At 67.5% G+C, this 18,326-nt stretch carries 19 protein-coding genes; 11 read left to right on the top strand and 8 right to left on the bottom strand.

Annotated features, from left to right (window positions below; translation table 11 throughout):
- The first annotated feature begins 68 nt into the window (after positions 1-68).
- Both V6V88_RS13300 and V6V88_RS13295 read left to right on the top strand, forming a co-directional pair.
- Positions 69-1,289: an alpha-hydroxy acid oxidase gene (locus V6V88_RS13300; RefSeq protein WP_062841110.1), complete on the top strand. Its 1,221-nt coding sequence runs from the start codon at positions 69-71 to the stop codon at positions 1,287-1,289.
- A 101-nt stretch (positions 1,290-1,390) separates the two neighbouring features.
- Positions 1,391-2,560, top strand: coding sequence for a metallophosphoesterase (locus V6V88_RS13295; RefSeq protein ID WP_223575567.1), 1,170 nt, complete (start codon positions 1,391-1,393; stop codon positions 2,558-2,560).
- 15 nt (positions 2,561-2,575) lie between these two features.
- On the opposite strand, the gene V6V88_RS13290 is transcribed toward V6V88_RS13295, so the two are convergent.
- Both V6V88_RS13290 and V6V88_RS13285 read right to left on the bottom strand, forming a co-directional pair.
- Positions 2,576-3,031, bottom strand: coding sequence for an Lrp/AsnC family transcriptional regulator (locus V6V88_RS13290; RefSeq protein ID WP_056317626.1), 456 nt, complete (start codon positions 3,029-3,031; stop codon positions 2,576-2,578).
- A gap of 12 nt (positions 3,032-3,043) precedes the next feature.
- Positions 3,044-3,865 (bottom strand): MetQ/NlpA family ABC transporter substrate-binding protein, encoded by an 822-nt coding sequence (locus V6V88_RS13285; RefSeq protein WP_152385489.1) that lies wholly within the window; start codon positions 3,863-3,865, stop codon positions 3,044-3,046.
- Positions 3,866-4,028: 163 nt separating this feature from the next.
- On the opposite strand from V6V88_RS13285, the gene rocD reads away from it, so the two are divergent.
- Together rocD and rocF are read left to right on the top strand one after the other, a co-directional pair.
- Entirely contained in the window at positions 4,029-5,264 is a 1,236-nt protein-coding gene (gene rocD / locus V6V88_RS13280; RefSeq protein ID WP_081101049.1) for an ornithine--oxo-acid transaminase, read from the top strand.
- Positions 5,265-5,315: 51 nt separating this feature from the next.
- Complete coding sequence (gene rocF / locus V6V88_RS13275) at positions 5,316-6,254, top strand: arginase (RefSeq protein WP_338619476.1); 939 nt, start codon at positions 5,316-5,318, stop codon at positions 6,252-6,254.
- 28 nt (positions 6,255-6,282) lie between these two features.
- Here rocF and V6V88_RS13270 read toward each other — a convergent pair whose 3' ends face one another.
- Positions 6,283-7,023, bottom strand: a complete 741-nt coding sequence (locus V6V88_RS13270; protein WP_223575568.1) for an IclR family transcriptional regulator — start codon at positions 7,021-7,023, stop codon at positions 6,283-6,285.
- Positions 7,024-7,245: 222 nt separating this feature from the next.
- Here V6V88_RS13270 and V6V88_RS13265 point away from each other — a divergent pair, with 222 nt between their 5' ends.
- Positions 7,246-8,454, top strand: coding sequence for an ABC transporter substrate-binding protein (locus tag V6V88_RS13265; protein WP_062841115.1), 1,209 nt, complete (start codon positions 7,246-7,248; stop codon positions 8,452-8,454).
- Positions 8,455-8,467: 13 nt separating this feature from the next.
- A complete protein-coding gene (locus V6V88_RS13260) occupies positions 8,468-9,529 on the top strand; it encodes an alcohol dehydrogenase (RefSeq protein WP_223575569.1) in 1,062 nt (353 codons plus the stop codon).
- 59 nt (positions 9,530-9,588) lie between these two features.
- Here the strand turns inward: V6V88_RS13260 and V6V88_RS13255 are convergent, their stop codons facing one another.
- Both V6V88_RS13255 and V6V88_RS13250 read right to left on the bottom strand, forming a co-directional pair.
- Positions 9,589-10,101: an RES family NAD+ phosphorylase gene (locus V6V88_RS13255; RefSeq protein ID WP_056317613.1), complete on the bottom strand. Its 513-nt coding sequence runs from the start codon at positions 10,099-10,101 to the stop codon at positions 9,589-9,591.
- Positions 10,098-10,568, bottom strand: a complete 471-nt coding sequence (locus tag V6V88_RS13250) for an antitoxin Xre/MbcA/ParS toxin-binding domain-containing protein (RefSeq protein WP_056318733.1) — start codon at positions 10,566-10,568, stop codon at positions 10,098-10,100. Before V6V88_RS13250 ends, V6V88_RS13255 begins: the two co-directional genes overlap by 4 nt.
- Before the next feature lie 267 nt (positions 10,569-10,835).
- On the opposite strand from V6V88_RS13250, the gene V6V88_RS13245 reads away from it, so the two are divergent.
- A complete protein-coding gene (locus V6V88_RS13245) occupies positions 10,836-11,213 on the top strand; it encodes a DUF423 domain-containing protein (RefSeq protein ID WP_062841117.1) in 378 nt (125 codons plus the stop codon).
- Between the two features lie 59 nt (positions 11,214-11,272).
- A complete protein-coding gene (locus V6V88_RS13240) occupies positions 11,273-12,181 on the top strand; it encodes a DMT family transporter (RefSeq protein WP_280003101.1) in 909 nt (302 codons plus the stop codon).
- 21 nt (positions 12,182-12,202) lie between these two features.
- On the opposite strand, the gene V6V88_RS13235 is transcribed toward V6V88_RS13240, so the two are convergent.
- Positions 12,203-12,841, bottom strand: a complete 639-nt coding sequence (locus tag V6V88_RS13235) for a glutathione S-transferase family protein (protein ID WP_280003100.1) — start codon at positions 12,839-12,841, stop codon at positions 12,203-12,205.
- A 5-nt stretch (positions 12,842-12,846) separates the two neighbouring features.
- The gene (locus tag V6V88_RS13230) at positions 12,847-14,010 is read right to left on the bottom strand and encodes a PQQ-dependent sugar dehydrogenase (RefSeq protein ID WP_062841119.1); all 1,164 of its coding nucleotides are present in this window, start codon (positions 14,008-14,010) and stop codon (positions 12,847-12,849) included.
- A gap of 151 nt (positions 14,011-14,161) precedes the next feature.
- Between V6V88_RS13230 and V6V88_RS13225 the strand changes: the two genes are divergently transcribed.
- The gene (locus V6V88_RS13225) at positions 14,162-14,773 is read left to right on the top strand and encodes a glutathione binding-like protein (protein ID WP_223575572.1); all 612 of its coding nucleotides are present in this window, start codon (positions 14,162-14,164) and stop codon (positions 14,771-14,773) included.
- 22 nt (positions 14,774-14,795) lie between these two features.
- Here V6V88_RS13225 and V6V88_RS13220 read toward each other — a convergent pair whose 3' ends face one another.
- Positions 14,796-15,752, bottom strand: a complete 957-nt coding sequence (locus V6V88_RS13220) for a LysR substrate-binding domain-containing protein (RefSeq protein WP_280003097.1) — start codon at positions 15,750-15,752, stop codon at positions 14,796-14,798.
- Positions 15,753-15,871: 119 nt separating this feature from the next.
- Here V6V88_RS13220 and V6V88_RS13215 point away from each other — a divergent pair, with 119 nt between their 5' ends.
- Positions 15,872-16,849: a tripartite tricarboxylate transporter substrate binding protein gene (locus V6V88_RS13215; RefSeq protein WP_280003095.1), complete on the top strand. Its 978-nt coding sequence runs from the start codon at positions 15,872-15,874 to the stop codon at positions 16,847-16,849.
- A 9-nt stretch (positions 16,850-16,858) separates the two neighbouring features.
- Positions 16,859-18,310, top strand: coding sequence for a D-aminoacylase (locus tag V6V88_RS13210; RefSeq protein WP_280003093.1), 1,452 nt, complete (start codon positions 16,859-16,861; stop codon positions 18,308-18,310).
- The last annotated feature ends 16 nt before the right edge of the window (positions 18,311-18,326 follow it).

Here is an 18,326-nt window from a genome sequence, read left to right as displayed (position 1 = left end):
GGCTTTTGTTTTATTCGCTTTCAGCCGCAAACGGGCGTTGTTAGATTACGGGCTTTTACCGGCCCGCCATGACCACATCCGCCCTGCCCGCCGCCGCGCCTCGCGCCACTGCCCGTCCGCTGTCCCGCGCGCTGGGGCGCATGCTCTCCCTGGACGATTTCGAGACCGCCGCGCGCCGCCGGCTGCCACGCCCCATCTTCGGCTACATCGCCGGCGCGGCCGAAGACAACCAATCCCTCAAGGGCAACCGCGACGCGTTCGCCCAGTACGCGTTCACCCCGCGCGTCCTGGTCGATGTCTCGCGCCGCACGCAACAGACCGAACTGTTCGGGCGCACCTACGCGTCGCCGTTTGGCATCGCGCCCATGGGCATCAGCGCGCTGTCGGCCTACCGGGGCGACATCGTGCTGGCCCGCGCCGCTCGCGAGCAGAATGTGCCGGCAATCCTGAGCGGCACGTCGCTGATCCCGCTTGAAGCCGTCATTGAAGAAGCGCCCGGCACCTGGTTCCAGGCCTATCTGCCCGGCGATCCCGCCAAGATAGATGCGCTGATCGAACGCGCGCGGCGAGCGGGCTTCGAGACGCTGGTGCTGACCGTCGACATCCCCGTGTCCGCCAACCGCGAGAACAACGTGCGCACGGGGTTTTCCACGCCGCTCAAGCCCAGCCTGCGCCTGGCGCTGGACGGCCTGGCGCGCCCGCGCTGGCTGGCCGGCACGTTCCTGCGCACGCTGCTGGCGCACGGCATGCCGCACTTTGAAAATTCCTTTGCCACGCGCGGCGCGCCCATCGTCTCCGCGTCGGTGCTGCGCGACTTCACGGCGCGCGACCACCTCAGTTGGGAGCATGTCGCGCGCATCCGCAGGCAATGGCCGGGCACGCTCATCATCAAGGGCATCCTGCATCCGCGCGATGCGGCGCTGGCCCGCCAGCACGGCGCGGACGGCATCATCGTGTCCAACCACGGCGCGCGCCAGCTTGATGGCGCGATCTCGCCGCTGCGCGCGCTGCCGGGCGTGGTGGCGCAAGCAGGCGCGATGACGGTGATGATGGACAGCGGCGTGCGGCGCGGCACGGATGTGCTCAAGGCGCTGGCGCTAGGCGCGCGCTGCGTGTTCGTCGGACGCCCGTTCAACTACGCCGCGGCGGTGGGCGGACAGGCGGGCGTCGCGCACGCCATCGGATTGCTGCGCGCCGAGGTCGACCGCAACATGGCGATGCTGGGCATCAACCGGCTTGATGAGATGGACGCCAGCCTCATCTGCCGGGAAGGCGAGCTGCCGGCCTGACCAGACCGGCGCGCGGTGCAACGCGCCACGCGCCGGCGGGGCATAGAATGGCGGTTCCCTGGTTTTCTGCGCGTCGTTCCGCGGCGCGCCTGCCCGCTGCCGTGTCCCTGCGCCAATCCTCATTCTTCCTGCGGTTCCTGACCCTGGGCGCCCTCGCCCATGTGTACGTCGGCGCCCGCCTGATTCCCGATCTGCTGCTTGGCCGCGAAGGCGACGCCGCCGCCATTCTTTTCCTGGTGCTGTCGTGCGTGCTGATCCCGATGGGCATGCTGGCGCGTTCGTCCGTCAATCCGCCATGGGGGGACCGCATCGCCTGGGTCGGCCTTTTGGCAATGGGTCTGTTCTCGTCGCTGTTCGTGCTGACGGTGCTGCGCGACGCGCTTCTACTGATCCTGTGGCTGGGCAACCTTGCGGCGGGCGCCAGCCTGCCCTGGACCGAACTGCGGCGCGCCAGCGCTTGGACGGTCATCGGGCTTGCGCTTGCCGGCACACTGGCGGGCTTCTACAACGCGCGGCGGCGCGCACGCGTGGTCGACGTGGACGTGCCCATTGCCGGCCTGCCGCAGGATCTTGACGGTTTCACCATCGTGCAGATCAGCGACATCCACGTCGGTCCGACCATCAAGCGCCGCTATGTCCAGGCCATCGTCGACGCGGTCAACGAGCAGTTGCCCGACATGATCGCCATCACGGGCGACGTGGTCGACGGCAGCGTCGAACAGCTTGCCGCCCAGTCCCGGCCCCTGGGCGAACTGCGCGCGCCTTTCGGCGTGTACCTGGTCACCGGCAACCATGAATACTATTCGGGCGCAGCCCCGTGGATTGCGGAATTCCGCCGCCTCGGCCTGCGCGTCCTGCTGAACGAACATGCCGTGATCCATCCGTCGGGCCTGCCCGTGGTGGTGGCGGGCGTCACGGATTACAGCGCCGGGGCCTACGATCCACATCAGCGCAGCAATCCCACGGCTGCGCTGGCCGGCGCGCCCGCCGACGCCGCGGTCCGGATCCTGCTTGCGCACCAGCCGCGCAGCGCGCCCGCGGCCGAGCCGGCGGGCTACACGCTGCAGCTCTCCGGCCATACCCATGGCGGGCAGTTCTTTCCGTGGGGATTCTTCGTGCGGTTCCAGCAGCCCTTCACCGCCGGGCTGCACCGGCTGGGAAAGATGTGGGTCTACACGAGCCGCGGCACCGGTTACTGGGGGCCGCCAAAGCGCCTGTGGGCGCCGTCCGAAATAACGCGGCTGCGGCTGCGCACCGCTTCGCCGCGCTGACAGCAGGGCGGCGGCTCAGGCCGCCTCGGGCAGCGGTCCGCGTTCCAGATAACTGGTCAGCGCGATGTCGCTGGTGGTGTTGCTGATGCCTTCGATCTGATGGATACGGGCCAGCAGCAGTTCCAGCGCCTGGGTGTCGCGCACCCTTACCTTCAGCAGCATGGCGCTCTTGCCCGTGATGGTGTGGATCTCTTCGACTTCGTTCAGTTCGGCCAGACCCAGCACCTGCTGGGTGATGGTCCAGTTGATCGTGTCCACATGCACGAAGGCCAGCAGCGGCCGGCCCATCTTCGCGCCATCGAGCTTGGCGGCAATGCCCTTGATGAGGCCGTCGCGCTTGAGCCGCTTGACCCGTTCGTGCACGGCGGGCGCCGACAGGTTGAGCAGCTTGCCCAGCTCCGCATAGCTGGGCGTGGCGTCGTCGGCCAACAGCGTCAAGAGTTTCCGGTCGCGGTCATCGAGGTCAGACATGGGAATGCCCCCTTACCAGGGGAAGGAAATGAGGTCGCCGTAAAGACGCTTGAGCGTGGCCTTCACTTCGGGCGAGTTCTGATAAATGGCAATGAACTTCAAAAGGCGCGGATCCTGCGCTTTTTCGGGCTTGGCCACCCAGCGGATGGCGTAGCGCCGGATGCTGTCCGGGTCGGTATTGTCAAAGGCCAGGCCGTCCTTTTCGTTCAGGCCCGCCTGCTTGGCGAAGGTCGTGTAGGTGACCGACGCGGTCACATCGTCGAACGTGCGGGCCGACTGCGAACCTTCGATCTGCACGAACTTGAGCTTCTTCGGATTGGCCACCACGTCCTCCAGGCTGGCCTGATGCGCCACACCCGGCTTGAGCGTGATGAGCCCCATCGACTGCAGCAGCAGCAAGGCGCGGCCGGTGTTGACCGGGTCGTTGGGCACGGCGATCGTGGCGCCCTCGGGCACCGGATCGCCCTTTTTCAGCTTCTTCGAAAAGAGCCCGATGGTCGTGGAATAGCCGTACGCAATGGGTTGCAGGTTGGCGCCGCGCCGCTGGTTGAAGAGTTCAAGAAACGGCGCGTGCTGAAAGAAGTTGGCGTCCACCGAACCATCGGCCACCGCGATGTTGGGCAGCACCCAGTCGTTGAATTCCACCAGCTTGACGTCCAGACCCTGCTGCTTAGCCTCGGCAATGGCCAATTCGGTGGCTTCGTTGGCCACGCTGGCGATGACGCCGATGCGCAGGGGCTGTTCCTGCGCGGCTGCGGGCGCAATCACAGCCAATCCCAGCGCCGCCACCGCGGCCCCCCGCGTCAATTTCTTAAGCAATTGGTGCACAAGCATGTCAGCCATCCACAGATTCGGAACGCCGGACGACGGTCCGGCACAGGCGCTATTGTGCAGCACCTGGCGCCCCGCACCCAGGAAAGGCCTTTGTCACGCAATGGCAATGCCAAGCAACCCCGGCGGCGCTAAGATGGCCTGAGTACGCCCTTGGGAGACGTTCATGAGTGCCTTGATGACCCCCCAGCCCAGCGCGCAGTCAGCGGCCAGCCGCCGCGACCGCATCGAAGACCAGTTGGGCGCGCACAACTACCATCCGCTGGATGTCGTGCTGGCGCGCGGCAGCGGCGTCTGGGTCCATGACGTCGACGGCCGCCGTTATATGGACTGCCTGGCCGCGTACTCCGCCGTCAACCAGGGCCACTGCCATCCGCGCATCCTGGCCGCCATGACCGAGCAGGCGCAAAAGCTCACACTGACCTCACGCGCGTTCCGCCATGACCAGATGGCGGGCTTCTACGAAGACCTGGCGCGCCTGACGGGCGCCCACAAGATCCTGCCGATGAACAGCGGCGCCGAGGCCGTCGAAACCGCCATCAAGGCGGTGCGCAAGTGGGGCTACGAGGTACGAGGCGTGCCCGAGGACCAGGCCGAGATCATCGTGTGCGCCAACAATTTCCATGGGCGCACGCTGGGCATCGTGGGGTTTTCGACCGATCCCGACGCCTATGGCCATTACGGGCCGTTCGCGCCCGGCTTCAAGGTCGTGCCGTTCGGCGATTTTGAGGCCTTTGACGCCGCCATCAGCGACCGCACCGTCGCTTTCCTGGTCGAGCCGATCCAGGGCGAAGCCGGCGTCGTCCTGCCGCCGCCGGGTTATTTCAGCCGCGTGCGCCAGCGCTGCACGGAGCGCGGGATCACGTTGATCCTGGACGAGATCCAGACCGGTCTGGGGCGCACGGGCAAATTGCTGGCCGAGGAACACGAGGGCATCGAGGCCGACGTCACGCTCATCGGCAAGGCGCTGTCGGGCGGCTTCTATCCCGTATCCGCCGTGCTGTCCAACGCAGACGTGCTTGGCGTGTTCCAGCCCGGCCAGCACGGCAGCACCTTCGGCGGCAATCCGCTGGCGTGCGCCATCGCGCGCGCCGCGTTGCGGGTGCTGACCGAGGAAGGCATGATCGAGAACGCGGCCGTGGTCGGCGCCCACTTCCTGGAGCGCCTGCACGCCCTCCCCGGTCCGGTACGCGAGGTCCGCGGACGCGGCCTGATGCTGGCCGTCGAACTGGAGCCGGACGCGGGCGGCGCACGCCTGTGGTGCGAACGCTTGCAGGCGCGGGGCTTGCTGGTCAAGGACACCCACGGCCATACCCTGCGCCTGTCGCCGCCGCTCATCGTCACGCGTGACGAAGTGGACTGGGCGTGCGATCAACTGGCGGCGGTGCTGTCGGCCGCCTGACGTTCACGCCCGCGCACGGCAAGTCTTGAACCGCAACACGGAGCACGCGAATTGACGAACACCCCCACCCTGCCCACCGACGTCACCCTGATCGGCGCGCCGACCGACATCGGCGCCGGCGCCCGCGGCGCCTCAATGGGCCCGGAAGCGCTGCGTGTCGCGGACCTGGGCCCGGTCATCGAAGCGCTGGGTTTTCAGGTCCGCGACCGCGGCAACCTGTACGGACCCGCCAACCCCTGGCTGCCGCCCGAGGATGGCTACCGGCATCTGGAGGAAGTGACGGCGTGGAACCGCGCCGTGCACGATGCGGTCCACGAGGAACTGGCGGCGGGCCGCCTGCCGGTGCTGCTGGGTGGCGACCACAGCCTGGGAATCGGTTCGGTCAGCGCCGTCGCGCGCCATTGCCGCGCCGCGGGCAAAAAACTGCGCGTGCTGTGGCTGGACGCCCACGCCGACTTCAACACCCATGCCCTCACGCCCACCGGCAACCTGCATGGCATGCCCGTGGCCTGCCTGTGCGGCAACGGGCCGGCGCCGCTGATCGGCATGTCCGGCGAATGCCCGGACATCGAGCCGTCCTGCGTGCGCCAGATCGGCATCCGCAGCGTCGACCCGGGCGAAAAGCGCCTGCTGCACGAGGCCGGCCTCGAGGTCTTCGACATGCGCTACCTGGACGAGATGGGCATGCGCGCCACCATGCAGGCCGCATTGGCCGGCCTGGACGCCGATACGCACCTGCACGTGAGCTTCGACGTGGACTTTCTGGACCCCGAGATCGCGCCGGGCGTGGGCACCACGGTCATGGGCGGTCCCACCTATCGCGAAGCGCAGCTGTGCATGGAGATGATTGCCGACACCGGTCTCATGCGTTCGCTGGACGTAGTGGAACTGAATCCCGCGCTCGACGTGCGCAACCGGACGGCCGAGCTGGCGGTGGACCTCATCGAAAGCCTGTTCGGCAAATCCACGCTGGTGCGCCGGGGGCCCTGAAGGGCCGCGAGCGCGCTGGACCGGCGCGCTAACCCTCGCGGTCGCGGCGGATGGCCTCTGCCGCCTCGCGCAGATGCAGCAGGTTTTCCTCGCGCTGCGTCCACACGCGCGGCGTGGGGCCCGCCACGCATAGCGCATACCATTCGCCCCCAAGATCCAGCGCCACCGCCAGACCGGTCAGGTCGACGACGCTCTCGCCCACGTTCGACGCCCAGCCTTGCGCGGCCGCGCGCTCCACATCGGCCAGCAGGGTTTCGCGCGTGGTCAGCGTGTGGTCCGTGTAGCGGGTGTATTGCGCCGCGGCCAGCACCTGCTCGCGCTCGGCGGCGGGCAAGCGCGCCAGAATGGCCTTGGCGACCGAGCTGGTGTGCAGCGGCCGCCGCTCGCCCGCACGCGCGGCATAGTGCACCGGCTGGGTGGATTCCACGACGTCCAGGAACACGACGGCGCCATCCTGGATCTTGCCCAGCATCACGGTCTCGTTCGCGGCGTCGCGCAGCGCGGCAAGACGCGGACGCACCAGGTCCAGCCACGGATCGCCCGTGAGGATCTGCGCGGCCAGTCCGTGCAGCTTGGCCGTCGGGTAATACCCGGCGCGGCGCCGGACCTCGTACAGATAGCCTCGGGCCACCAGCGTGCGCACAAGGGCCAGACAGCTGGACATCGGCGCGCCCAGGCCCTGCGCCAGTTCGGTGAGCGGCATGGGACGCCGGGTCTGCGCAAACAGCTCCAGCAGCTCCAGCGTGCGGGCAACCAGCTTGACTTCCACGACGTCTCCCTCCTTCGCGGCAACGGATTCTGTCCACGCGGACTAGGGTGTTCCACCGTGTTGACTTTTCATGGACAGGTACCTAAATTCTTGCACAGGAATTTACATTCACCAATATGAAATAAATTTTAGCCGGCTGGAGCACCGGCGCCGCCTTCCCGAGTTACCGCGTCATCCGACAGATCAATAAAACGGCCCATTCCAGGGTTGGGAGACAGACAGATGCGTATCAAACCCGTGTTGGCGGCCTTGGCCGCCACTTTGGCCGCCTGCGCGGCGCAGGCCCAGTCCGACGTCGTGCGGCTGGGCGTATCCAACGACCGTTCCGGCATCTATTCCGACCTGGGCGGGCTCGGGTCCGAGATGGCCGTACGCATGGCCGTGGAAGACTTTGGCGGCAAGGTCGCAGGCAAGACCGTCGAGGTGGTCGGCGCGGACAACCAGAACAAGGCCGACGTGGCCTCCGCCCTGGTGCGCCGCTGGTTCGACACCCAGAACCTGGTCGCGGTGGTTGACGGCGGCGCCAGCTCGGCCGGACTCGCGGCCCAGGGCGTCGCCCGGGAAAAAGGCGGCACCGCGCTCATCAGCGGCGGCTTTGCCGGCGATTTCAGCGGCAAGCAATGCAGCAACCTCAGCACGCAATGGGCGCCGGACACCTACGCGCTGGCCAACGCCGTGGTCAAGAGCGTGGTCGAGGGCGGCGGCAAGAGCTGGTATTTCATCACCACCGACTACGTGTTCGGCAAATCGCTGGAAAGCAATGCCTCGCGCTTTGTCGAGCGCGCGGGCGGCAAGGTCGTGGGCAGCACGCGCCACCCGCTGGGCGCCATGGACTTTGCCTCGTTCCTGGTCCAGGCCCAGTCGTCCAAGGCCGACGTCGTGGGCCTGGCCAGCGCCGGCGGCGACCTGGTCAACCTCATCAAGCAGGCGCAGGAGTTCGGGCTGGCGGGCGGCAAGCAGCGCATGCTGACGTTCCTGACGTTCATCAACGACGTCCACGCGATGGGCCTGCCGGTCGCGCAGGGCCTCACCTTTCCCACCGGCTTCTACTGGGACGCGGACGAGGACACCCGCGCGTGGACGCAGCGCTGGCAGAAGAAGATGGGCGTCACGCGCGCGCCGTCCATCGTCCAGGCCCTGAGCTACGTGGCCACCACCCACTACCTGCAGGCCGCGCAGGCTGCGGGCAGCTTCGATGGCGCGGCGGTCAACCAGAAGATGCGGGAATTGCCCATCACGACCAAATTGATAAAGAATGCCCGTGTGCGCCCCGAAGACGGTCGCGTCATCATGGACCTGTATCTGGTCGAGGTGAAAAAGCCCGCCGAGTCCAAATACCCGAACGACTACTACCGCATCCTGTCCACGGTGCCCGGCGAAAAGGTCTTCGTGTCGCTCGCCGACAGCGAATGCCCCCTGGTCAAGAAATAGAAAGGAGACAACCATGAAGTGCTATTGCGTCGTCAATTTCCGCGAGCCCCTGCAGGAAATGGATCAGCCCACGCCCACCCCGCAAGGGACGCAGGTGCTGCTAAAGGTGCGCGCGGCCGGCGTATGCCACAGCGATATCCACCTGTGGGAAGGCGGCTACGACCTCGGCCAGGGACGCACCCTGTCGCTCAAGGACCGCGGCGTGTCGCTGCCGCTGACGATGGGCCACGAAACGGTCGGCGCCGTCGTGGCGGTCGGGCCCGATGCGCAAGGGCTTGCCACCGACCGCAACTACCTCGTCTATCCGTGGATCGGTTGCGGCAAGTGCGCCTCGTGCGCGGCCGGCATGGAAAACCACTGCACCGCGCCGGCCTGCCTGGGTGTGCATCGCGCCGGCGGATACGCCGACCACATCCTGGTGCCGCATCCCCGCTACCTCATCGACATCGGCGACCTCGATCCCGCGCAGATCGCGCCCTACGCGTGCTCGGGCCTGACGACGTATTCCGCATTGAAGAAGATCGGCGCAGACGTCTACCGCGAACATCCCGTCGTAATTTTCGGCGCGGGCGGACTCGGACTGATGAGCCTGACCCTCATCAAGGCACTGGGCGGCGCGGGCGCCATCGTCGTCGATATCGATCCGGCCAAGCGGCAGGCGGCGCTGGACGCGGGCGCGCTGGCGGCCATCGACGGCGCCGCGCCCGACGCCGCGCAGCAGATCATGAAGGCCGCGGGCGGCAAGCCGGTGCAGGCCGCGATCGACCTGGTCGGCGCGCCCGCCACCACCTCGCTCGCGTTCGACTTCCTGACCAAGGGCGGCAAGCTCATCATCGTGGGCCTGTTCGGCGGCGGCTCGACCTGGCCGATCGCGCTGATTCCGATGAAGGCGCTGTCGATCATCGGCAGCTACGTGGGCAACCTGACCGAACTGAAGGAACTGATGGAACTGGTGCGGGCGGGCAAGGTGCCGCCCATGCCAGTCCACCGCCATGCGCTGGCCGAGGCGGACAGCGTGCTGGCCTCGCTGCGCGAAGGCAAGGTCGTGGGACGCGCCGTGCTGACGGTCGATTGACCCATCCGCGGTCATTCCCATGCGGCGCGCCCGGCATCGGGCGCGTCGTGTGTTGAAAGCTATGCGGGCCGCAGGCGCGGATCGTAGATGAAGCGTTCGCGCCGCACCACCACGATGTGCTCGGCATCCGGATGCGCCGGGTTGACGAGAAAATTGCAGTCCGGCACGCCGCGATACGGGACGATGGCGCTGGGCAGTTCCAGCAGCGCCGACACGCCCGACGCCACCCAGTTATCGCCCACGGCCTGCGAGGCCTCCGCGAAAGGCACCGCATCCCAGAACGGATAGTCGTCCTGAAGCTGCGCCAGCGACAGCGACTGACGCGCTTCGAAGACGGCAGCGGGCACGGCCAGTTCGATCAGGTAGCGGTTCGCCTGCTGGGACGCGCGCGCGGCAAAGTGCACCACCGTTTCCAGCACCGACAGCGCGACGCTGGCCGAGGCATACACGACGGGCGTGCCCGGGCTGTTGTAGCGTCCGCCCACGGCGGCTGCGCCCGCGCCGCTCAGGTCGTCCGCCCGGTATTTGCCCGCCGTGGTGCCGATGCGCCAGAGCGAAACGTAGTCCGTCATGCGTAGACGCCCGCTGCGGCACGGGCAAGCGTGTCTTCGACGATGCGGCTGCTGGCGTCCGAGGTCAGAAGCGACAGCGGCTTGACGTTGCCCAGCGCGGGCACGGGCGTATTCAGCCACAGCACCGCTTCCTCGTCGCTGCCCAGCACCTGGCGCGCAACGCGCACCACGCGGGCGACGCGGGCAAGCCGGTCGGATTCGCCCAGCGGGAGCGCCTGCCCTTCACGCGTCCACCGCGACAGCGACGCCGCCTTGACCTCCGTGATGGCCATTATCTCGGACTTGGGCACCTGCAGATAATCGGCCGCATCGTCGACCATCTGCGCAGGAAGGCCGCGATGCACATCGCGCGCGATGTCGGTCAGGGGGCTGTCGACCAGGCCGCGGAACAGCTGCCGGGCGCGCGGCGGACGCTTGGCGGTGGCGCCGCGCTTGGTTGGCGATTTATCGGCAAGGGCGATGGTCATGGTCTGCTCCGGGCGCCGCGCACGGGCGCCAAACCGGGGGACCGGCCACGCCATGAGCAGCTGAATTACCAAATTGAATTTATAATATCCCATTTGGAAATTCCCGCGCAAGGCTCTGCCGGCCGCCTCCACGGGACAAACCCGGCATCGCAGTGCCAGGCGGCGGCGCTCCCGTTGGACGCGCTGCGCCGCCCGTCACGGCCCCTGTTTCGGCCTATCATAGGCGGCGGCAAATTTACCCCCTCGCATTTCTCTCAAGGACAGGCAATGACGGACCGGCAGCTCACGATACTCGCGGCGCTCAATCTCATGGTGGCGGTGGGCGCCGGTGCCTTCGGCGCGCATGGCCTCAAACGCATCCTGACGCCAGAAATGCTGGCCGTCTGGCAGACCGGGGTGATGTACCACCTGGTCCACGCCCTGGGCCTTTTCGTCATCGCGCTGCTCGGCGCGCGTTTCGGCTCGCCTCTGCTGTCGGCGGCAGGCGTCGTGATGTTTGTCGGCATCGTGCTGTTTTCGGGCAGCCTGTATGTGCTGACGCTGACCGGCAAAGGCTGGCTGGGCGCCGTCACGCCGTTCGGCGGAACGGCATTCCTGGCCGCGTGGGCCATGGTCGCCTGGGCTGCCTACCGCGCGCAGCCCTGAACCGATACTTCCCGTGATTCATCCCCGGCGGCAGGAACCGCCGCTCTTGCAGGTCTCTGATGTCCCCAACCACCGCATTACCCGCCGTCCGTGAACACTCCGCCGCCGCAGGCATCGCCTGTGTGGCGGGCGGCATCTTCTTTCTGACCCTCAGCGACGCCAGCGCCAAATGGCTGGGCGCAACGTACAACCCGCTGCAGATCCTCTTCATGCGCGCGCTGATCGCGCTGCCTTTCGTGACCGCGCTGGCGTTGTGGCTGGGCGGCCGCCGCGTGCTGCGCACGATGCATCCCGGACTGCACCTGACGCGCGGCGCCATCAACGTTATCTCGGCCAGTTGCTTCTACCTGGGATTGCAGGCGCTGCCGCTGGCCGAGGCCACCGCCATCGCGTTTGCCGCGCCGCTGTTCGTCACGGCGCTTTCCGTGCTGATCCTGAAGGAACGCGTGGACGGCAAGCGCTGGCTGGCCGTGCTGGCGGGTTTTGCGGGCGTGCTGATCGTGGTGCGTCCCGGCACGCAGGCCTTTCAGGTGGCCACATTGCTGCCGCTGACCACCGCCCTGCTTTACGCAGTCATGATGATTACGGCGCGCGGCATCAACCGCGCCGAAGGCATGCTGACCATCACCTTCTACATCGTGCTGGGCCAACTGGTGTGGAGCTCGCTGGGGCTGGCGTGGGTTTGGCGCGCGCCGGCCGCCGAAGACCTGCCGTACTTCGGCGCGGTGGCCTTGTTCAGCACATTGGGACTGACACTGATCACGCAGGGATTCCGTATCGGACCGGCGTCCGTCGTCGCCCCCTTTGACTACACGGGTCTCGTCTGGGCCACGATCCTCGGATGGATCTTCTGGCGTGAGGCGCCCGACGCCTACGCGTACCTGGGCGCCGTCTTCATTGCAGGCAGCGGCGTGTACATCGCCGTTCGCGAGGCGCGGGGCAAGTCGCGCCGCCGCGCCGCGCACTGACGGCCGCCCTGCCCGCCAGCACTATTCGGTGGGCGGCGGAAAGTGCCGCTGCAACACCTTTGCGACGTTCGGCTCTTGTTCGGCCTCGCGCGCCACCGCCGTCAGCGTCGGGCACATGGCGCCGAACCACGACGGTCCCGGACGCCAGTGCGTCATGACCGTCACGTACAGGTCCAATGCCGAAAAGCGCCGCCCCAGCATGTGCGGCGCGCCAGCCTGGCGTTCCAGCTCCTGCCACAGCTCGGCGCGGCGCGTGTGCACGCGCTCACGCAGCAGGTCGGCCCCCGCGCCAGGCGTCGTCCATTGCGCGGGCTCATCGCCGTAGGTGAAGGTGGGATACACCGCCGCCACCAGCCGCATCAGCAGGTTAAGAAAACGCGCCCGCTCCGGCTTGTCCGGCGCGGGCGCCAGCCCGGCCTGCGGCGCCACATCGTTCAGGTGCAGAATCATCGCCGCGCTTTCGGTCATCACCTCGCCGTCGGGCAGGATGAGCGTGGGCACCTGCCCCAGCGGATTCAGATGCAAAAGCCGGTCCCGCTCGGGACCCGGCTTCAGATATGGCACATCCGTCAGCGTGTGCGGCACATTGGCCAGCACCAGCGCCATCTCGACAATGGCCGAGCCGCAACCCGCGGACCCGATGAGCTCGTAGGATTTCATGGCCGTCACCCTCCCGTTTCGGCCGGCGCCACCCGCAGCAATTCGCCAGGCGAGGCGTCCGTCAGCACATACACATAACCGTCCGGCCCCTGCCGCACGTCCCGGATCCGCCGCTTGCGGTCGACCAGCAGCCGTTCCTTCTCGACCACGCGATTGCCGTCAACGGTCAGGCGGATGAGGTTCTGATTGCCCAGCGCGCCGATGAATAGCGAATTGCGCCAGGCCGGAAACCGGTCCGCGTCGTAGAACGCCATGCCGCTGATGGCGGGCGATTTCGGCCACCAGAAGATCGGCGGCTCCATGCCCGGCAGGGTTTCGCCCTTGGCTTCCGGAATGGCGAAGCCCGAATAGTTGATGCCGTAGGTGGCCAGCGGCCAGCCGTAATTCTTGCCCGGCTTCACGACATTGATCTCGTCGCCGCCACGCGGCCCGTGTTCGTTTTCCCAGAGCTCGCCAGTCCAGGGATTGAGCGCCATGCCCTGCGGATTGCGATGGCCGTACGACCAGATCTCGGGGCGCGCGCCCTGCTTACCCACAAAGGGGTTGTCCGCCGGCACGGAGCCATCCGTCTTGAGCCGCACAACCTTGCCTTGCAGCTTGTCCAGGTCTTGTGCCGTCGGGCGCTGATTGTTCTCGCCCAGCGCGATGTAGAGGTAGCCCTTGCCATCGAACACCAGGCGCGATCCGAAGTGCTGGCCGGACGACAGCTTGGGCTCCTGGCGGAACAGCACCTTGAATCCCTCAAGGCCGCTGGCGTCGTCGGCCAGCCGTCCACGCCCCACGGCCGTGCCGCTCTTGTCGCCATCCGATTCCGCATACGCCAGGTACACGTAGCGGTCGGTCGCAAAGTCAGGCGACAGCGCCACGTCCAGCAGTCCCCCTTGGCCGCGCGCGGCAACCTGCGGCACGCCAGAGAGCGGCTTGGACAGCCCGCCGGGCGTACGCAGCAGCCGCAGGTTCCCGGGCCGTTCGGTGATCAGGATGCCGCCATCGGGCAGGAACGCCATGGACCAGGGGTGATCCAGGCCGCCGACGACGGGTGTCACGCGGGCGGGCGCCGACGGCGGTTCCTGCGAGGCTTGTGCAACGGCGGGCGCGGCCGCAAAGGCCACGGCCAAGGACAGGATCAGGGGAATTGCGCGCGTGCTCGCGGCGGTGCGTGACTGCATGGACATCTCCGGCGGCGACAGATTGAAAAGCAGGCGCGCAAGGCATGACAGTGAGACGCGGGGGCCGCTCGCAATTGGCACACCCGGTTGGCGTACCATAGCGCCCACGGACGGGAGCTCTCCCGTTCTTGCTCTCAGGAGACTCGACCAGATGAAACTGTACTACATGCCCGGCGCGTGCTCGCTCGCTTCCCACATCGTCCTCGAGTGGATCGGCAAACCGTACGAGACGCACAAACTCAGCCGTGAAGCGCTGAAGGAGCCGGAGTTTCTGCGGATCAATCCGCTGGGCGCCGTGCCTGCGCTGACCGATGGCGACTGGACCCTCACGCAGAATGTCGCCATCCTGGAATACCTGGCCGAACAGGCCCCGGAAATCCCCCTGCTGGGCGACGGCACCGCGCGTTCGCGCGCCGAAGTGCGCCGCTGGGTCGGCTTTATCAATTCCGACGTCCACAAGACCTTCTCGCTGCTGTTCGGCGCGCAGCGCTACCTGAAGGACGAAGGCGCGCAAAAGGAATTGGCGGCCTCCGCGTCGGCGCTTCTGACCAAGCTGTTCGGGCAACTGGATGCGCAACTGGCGGGCAAGTCCTATCTGGCCGGCGCCGCGCCGTCTTTGGCGGACGCGTATCTGTTTGTCGTGCTGCGCTGGGCCCACGCAAAGGAAATCGACCTGTCCGGCCTGAACCATCTGCAAGCGTTCTTCGAACGCATGCAGGCCGACGCGGGCGTGCAGGCCGCGCTGAAGGCCGAAGGCCTGTAACGGCTGTCGCTGCCCGGCTCGCCTACGCAGGCGCTGCGCCGGGCAGCGTCTCGCTTTCCAGGATCTTTTTCACGGCGGCCAGGAAGCGCCGCGCCAGCAAGGGCGGCGCGCTCAGGTTGGAATGCGTCGCCCAGATTTCCACGCTGGCCTCGGGCTCGATCGGGCGAAGCGCCATGTGGGCGGCCTGATCCGGCGTGACGCACCACGCGTCGACCAGCGCCGGTCCCAGCCCCTGCTGCACGAACGAACAGGCCGTCACGGGCGAATGCACCTCGACCGCCGCCGCGCAGCGCGGGCCGTCTCCAAAAAATGGCTGCAGCGCGCGGCCCAACGGCGTGTCGCGCGGATAGCCGATCCACGCCGCCGACGAAAAGTCTTCCGGCTGCACCACCTCATGACTGGCCAGCGGATGCCCGGGCGGCAGCACGCAAACCACCGGCACGCGCGCCAGCCGCACGGACGTCAGGTTGGGGTGATCCGGCGGCTGCATGGAAATGCCGATGTCGGCCTGCCCCGACAGGAAATACGCCGCCAGTTCGTCGAAAGTCACGCTGCGGTAATCCACGCGCGCGCCTGCATTGCGGCCGCGAAACCGCTCCAGCGCCATCGGGATCAGGCGCTGCCCGAAACTGGCGCTGGCCACGATCTTCAGCATCCCCGCGCCCGACTGGCCGAGGCTGGCGGCCAGGTCGTTCACCCGCTGAATGCCGCCATACACCTGCTCGACCTCGGCATACAGGCGCCGGGCTTCGGCGGTGGGCGACAGCCTACTCTTGACCCGCTCGAACAGCCGGTAGCCCAGGCGGCTTTCCGTCAGCGCCAGCACCCGGCTCACCGCCGGCTGCGACACATGCAGCATGCGCCCCGCCCCGCTGATCGACCCGGCCATCATGATCGCCCGGAACACCTCGATCTGACGCAGGTTCAGTGGCCTTCCGGCGCTGGGACCGACTTCGTCGGCATACGCATCCGCATCCATTTTTTTCCCCTATTCCGATAACGGGGGATTATAGGTTTGAGACATTTTTCGATGACGCAGTGCCGCATGCCCAGGTGTAATCTGCCCGCTCCACAAAACAAAACCAGGGGAAATCCATCATGCGCAGCACGCTCCTTCGCAGTCTTTCCATGGCGGCGCTCAGCGTCGCCTTCATCGGCGCCGCCTCGGCCGCCGGCTATCCCGACAAGCCCATCACCTTCGTGGTCCCGTCCGCCGCCGGCGGATCGCCCGACGTCCTGTCGCGCCTGATCACGACCCAGATGGCCCGCGACACCGGCGCCACGATGGTCGTCGAGAACCGCCCCGGCGCGGCCGGCAACATCGGCATCGCGCTCATCAAGCGCGCCGCCCCCGACGGCTATACCGTCGGCTACGGCAACATCAACACGCTGGCGGTCAACCGCTCGCTCTTCAAGCGCCTGCCGTACGACGTGGACAAGGACCTGACGCCCGTCGCGCACATGTTCGACCTCTACAACGCGCTGATCGTGCCGGCCGAATCGCCCATCAAGAGCGTGCAGGACCTGATCGACCGCGCCCGCAATGAGCCGGGCCGCCTGTCGTACGGCGCCTCGGGCGTGGGCACCACCGGCCACATGGGCGGCGAGCTCTTCAAGAGCATGGCCAAGCTGGACGTGATGTTCATCCCCTATAACGGCGGCCCCGCCGCCATCCAGGATCTGCTCGGCGGCCGCCTGGACTACCTGTTCGTCAACACCTCGGAAGCCGCACCGCTCGTCAAGAGCGGCAAGGTCCGCGCCATCGGCGTCAGCAGCCTGAAGCGCCTGTCGCTGATGCCCGACGTGCCGACGCTGGACGAAACCGGCCTGAAGGGTTACGAGACGGTCGCATGGGGTGGCGTCGTGGCGCCCAAGGGCACGCCCGATGACGTGGTCGCCACGCTGAACGCCGCCATCCAGAAGGCGCTGCAGGCGCCGGAAGTGCGCCAGGGCCTGGCCACGCTGGGCGCCGAACCGGCATCCGGCTCGCCCGCCGAGTTCAAGCAGCTGATCGATCGCGAAACCGCCAAGTGGCAGCAGATCATCGACACCGCCGGCATCGAAAAACTCGACTGAGCATTCTTCATGACGGCAGACACCTTGCAGGCTGACTTCATCGTCGCGGGCGCCACGCTCATCGACGGATCGGGCGGGTCCGCCACCGCCGGCGACCTGGCCGTGCGCGGCGGGCGCATCGCGGCAGTGGGCAGCTTTGCCCATCCCGCCGGCGTGCCGGTCGTCGATGGCCGGGGCCTGGTCCTGGCGCCGGGCTTCATCGACTCGCATACCCACGACGACGGGTATCTGCTGGCCCATCCCGACATGCTGCCCAAGGTGTCGCAAGGCATCACGACGGTCGTCACCGGCAACTGCGGGATCAGCCTGGCGCCGCTGGCGCGCACGCAGATCCCGCAGCCGCTGGACCTGCTGGGCCCGCCGTCGCTCTTTCGCTTTGGCACCTTCCGGTCCTGGATGGACGCGCTGCGCGACACGCCCGCCGCGGTCAACGTGATTCCGCTGGTGGGGCACACCACCTTGCGCGTCGCCGTCATGGACGACACATCGCGCGCTGCCAACGACGCGGAACGCGCCGCCATGCGCGAACTCATGCAGGAAGCGCTGGACGCCGGCGCCTTCGGTGTGTCCACCGGCACCTTCTATCCGCCGGCCAGCGCCGCGCCCACGGACGAGATCGTCGACGTGTGCCAGCCGCTGCGCGGCCGCGCCGGCATCTATGCCACCCACCTGCGCGACGAGGCCGATCACATCGTGCCGGCCATCGAAGAGGCGCTGCACATAGGACGCGAAATCGATTGCCGCGTCGTGTTTTCGCATCACAAGCTGGCGGGCGAGCGCAACCACGGGCGCACCCGCGAAACGCTGGACCTCATCAGCCGCGCCGCGGCCTCGCAGCCCGTCTGCCTGGACTGCCACCCCTACCCCGCCACCTCCACCATGCTGCGGCTCGATCGCGCGCGGCTTGCCAGCCGGACGATGATCACCTGGTCCAAGGGCTACCCCGAAGCAACGGGCCGCGACTTCAGCGAAGTGATGGCCGAACTGGGCCTGGACGACGAGGCCGCCGTGGCCCGCCTGGCCCCGGCCGGCGCCATCTACTTCCTGATGGATCCCGCCGACGTCAACCGCATCTTTGCCCATCCGCTGACCATGGTCGGCTCGGACGGGCTGCCCTTCGATCCCCATCCGCACCCCCGCCAGTGGGGCACCTTCACCAACGTCCTGCGCACGATGGTGCGCGAGCAGAACCTGTTGTCCCTGGAATCGGCCATCCACAAGATGACGGGGTTGGCGGCCCACCAATACGGCGTGGCCGGGCGCGGCCTGCTCCGGGAGGGGTATCATGCTGACCTGGTGCTGTTCGATCCCGCCACCGTCACCGACGTGGCCACTTTTTCAGCGCCCATTCAGGCAAGCCGGGGCATCCACGCCGTGTGGGTCAACGGCAGGCAGGTCTGGGACGGGGAACGGACGGGCGCCGAACGCCCGGGTCAGGTCCTGTCGCCCGGTCAAGCATGAGCACGGAGTACATAAA

Source organism: Achromobacter sp. E1 (genome assembly GCF_037039475.1).
GTDB classification, from domain to species: Bacteria; Pseudomonadota; Gammaproteobacteria; order Burkholderiales; family Burkholderiaceae_B; genus Achromobacter; species Achromobacter mucicolens.
Note: the sequence above shows the minus strand (reverse complement) of the source record. Positions and strands in the feature narration are given on the sequence as shown.

Excerpts from the sequence above, each read along its gene's own strand:
- V6V88_RS13300 (WP_062841110.1), top strand. The coding sequence starts at position 69 with ATGACCACATCCGCCCTGCCCGCCGCCGCGCCTCGCGCCACTGCCCGT.
- V6V88_RS13290 (WP_056317626.1), bottom strand. The coding sequence starts at position 3,031 with ATGTCTGACCTCGATGACCGCGACCGGAAACTCTTGACGCTGTTGGCC.
- V6V88_RS13285 (WP_152385489.1), bottom strand. The coding sequence starts at position 3,865 with ATGCTTGTGCACCAATTGCTTAAGAAATTGACGCGGGGGGCCGCGGTG.
- rocD (WP_081101049.1), top strand. The coding sequence starts at position 4,029 with ATGAGTGCCTTGATGACCCCCCAGCCCAGCGCGCAGTCAGCGGCCAGC.
- V6V88_RS13265 (WP_062841115.1), top strand. The coding sequence starts at position 7,246 with ATGCGTATCAAACCCGTGTTGGCGGCCTTGGCCGCCACTTTGGCCGCC.
- V6V88_RS13260 (WP_223575569.1), top strand. The coding sequence starts at position 8,468 with ATGAAGTGCTATTGCGTCGTCAATTTCCGCGAGCCCCTGCAGGAAATG.
- V6V88_RS13255 (WP_056317613.1), bottom strand. The coding sequence starts at position 10,101 with ATGACGGACTACGTTTCGCTCTGGCGCATCGGCACCACGGCGGGCAAA.
- V6V88_RS13250 (WP_056318733.1), bottom strand. The coding sequence starts at position 10,568 with ATGACCATCGCCCTTGCCGATAAATCGCCAACCAAGCGCGGCGCCACC.
- V6V88_RS13245 (WP_062841117.1), top strand. The coding sequence starts at position 10,836 with ATGACGGACCGGCAGCTCACGATACTCGCGGCGCTCAATCTCATGGTG.
- V6V88_RS13240 (WP_280003101.1), top strand. The coding sequence starts at position 11,273 with ATGTCCCCAACCACCGCATTACCCGCCGTCCGTGAACACTCCGCCGCC.
- V6V88_RS13235 (WP_280003100.1), bottom strand. The coding sequence starts at position 12,841 with ATGAAATCCTACGAGCTCATCGGGTCCGCGGGTTGCGGCTCGGCCATT.
- V6V88_RS13230 (WP_062841119.1), bottom strand. The coding sequence starts at position 14,010 with ATGCAGTCACGCACCGCCGCGAGCACGCGCGCAATTCCCCTGATCCTG.
- V6V88_RS13225 (WP_223575572.1), top strand. The coding sequence starts at position 14,162 with ATGAAACTGTACTACATGCCCGGCGCGTGCTCGCTCGCTTCCCACATC.
- V6V88_RS13220 (WP_280003097.1), bottom strand. The coding sequence starts at position 15,752 with ATGGATGCGGATGCGTATGCCGACGAAGTCGGTCCCAGCGCCGGAAGG.
- V6V88_RS13215 (WP_280003095.1), top strand. The coding sequence starts at position 15,872 with ATGCGCAGCACGCTCCTTCGCAGTCTTTCCATGGCGGCGCTCAGCGTC.
- V6V88_RS13210 (WP_280003093.1), top strand. The coding sequence starts at position 16,859 with ATGACGGCAGACACCTTGCAGGCTGACTTCATCGTCGCGGGCGCCACG.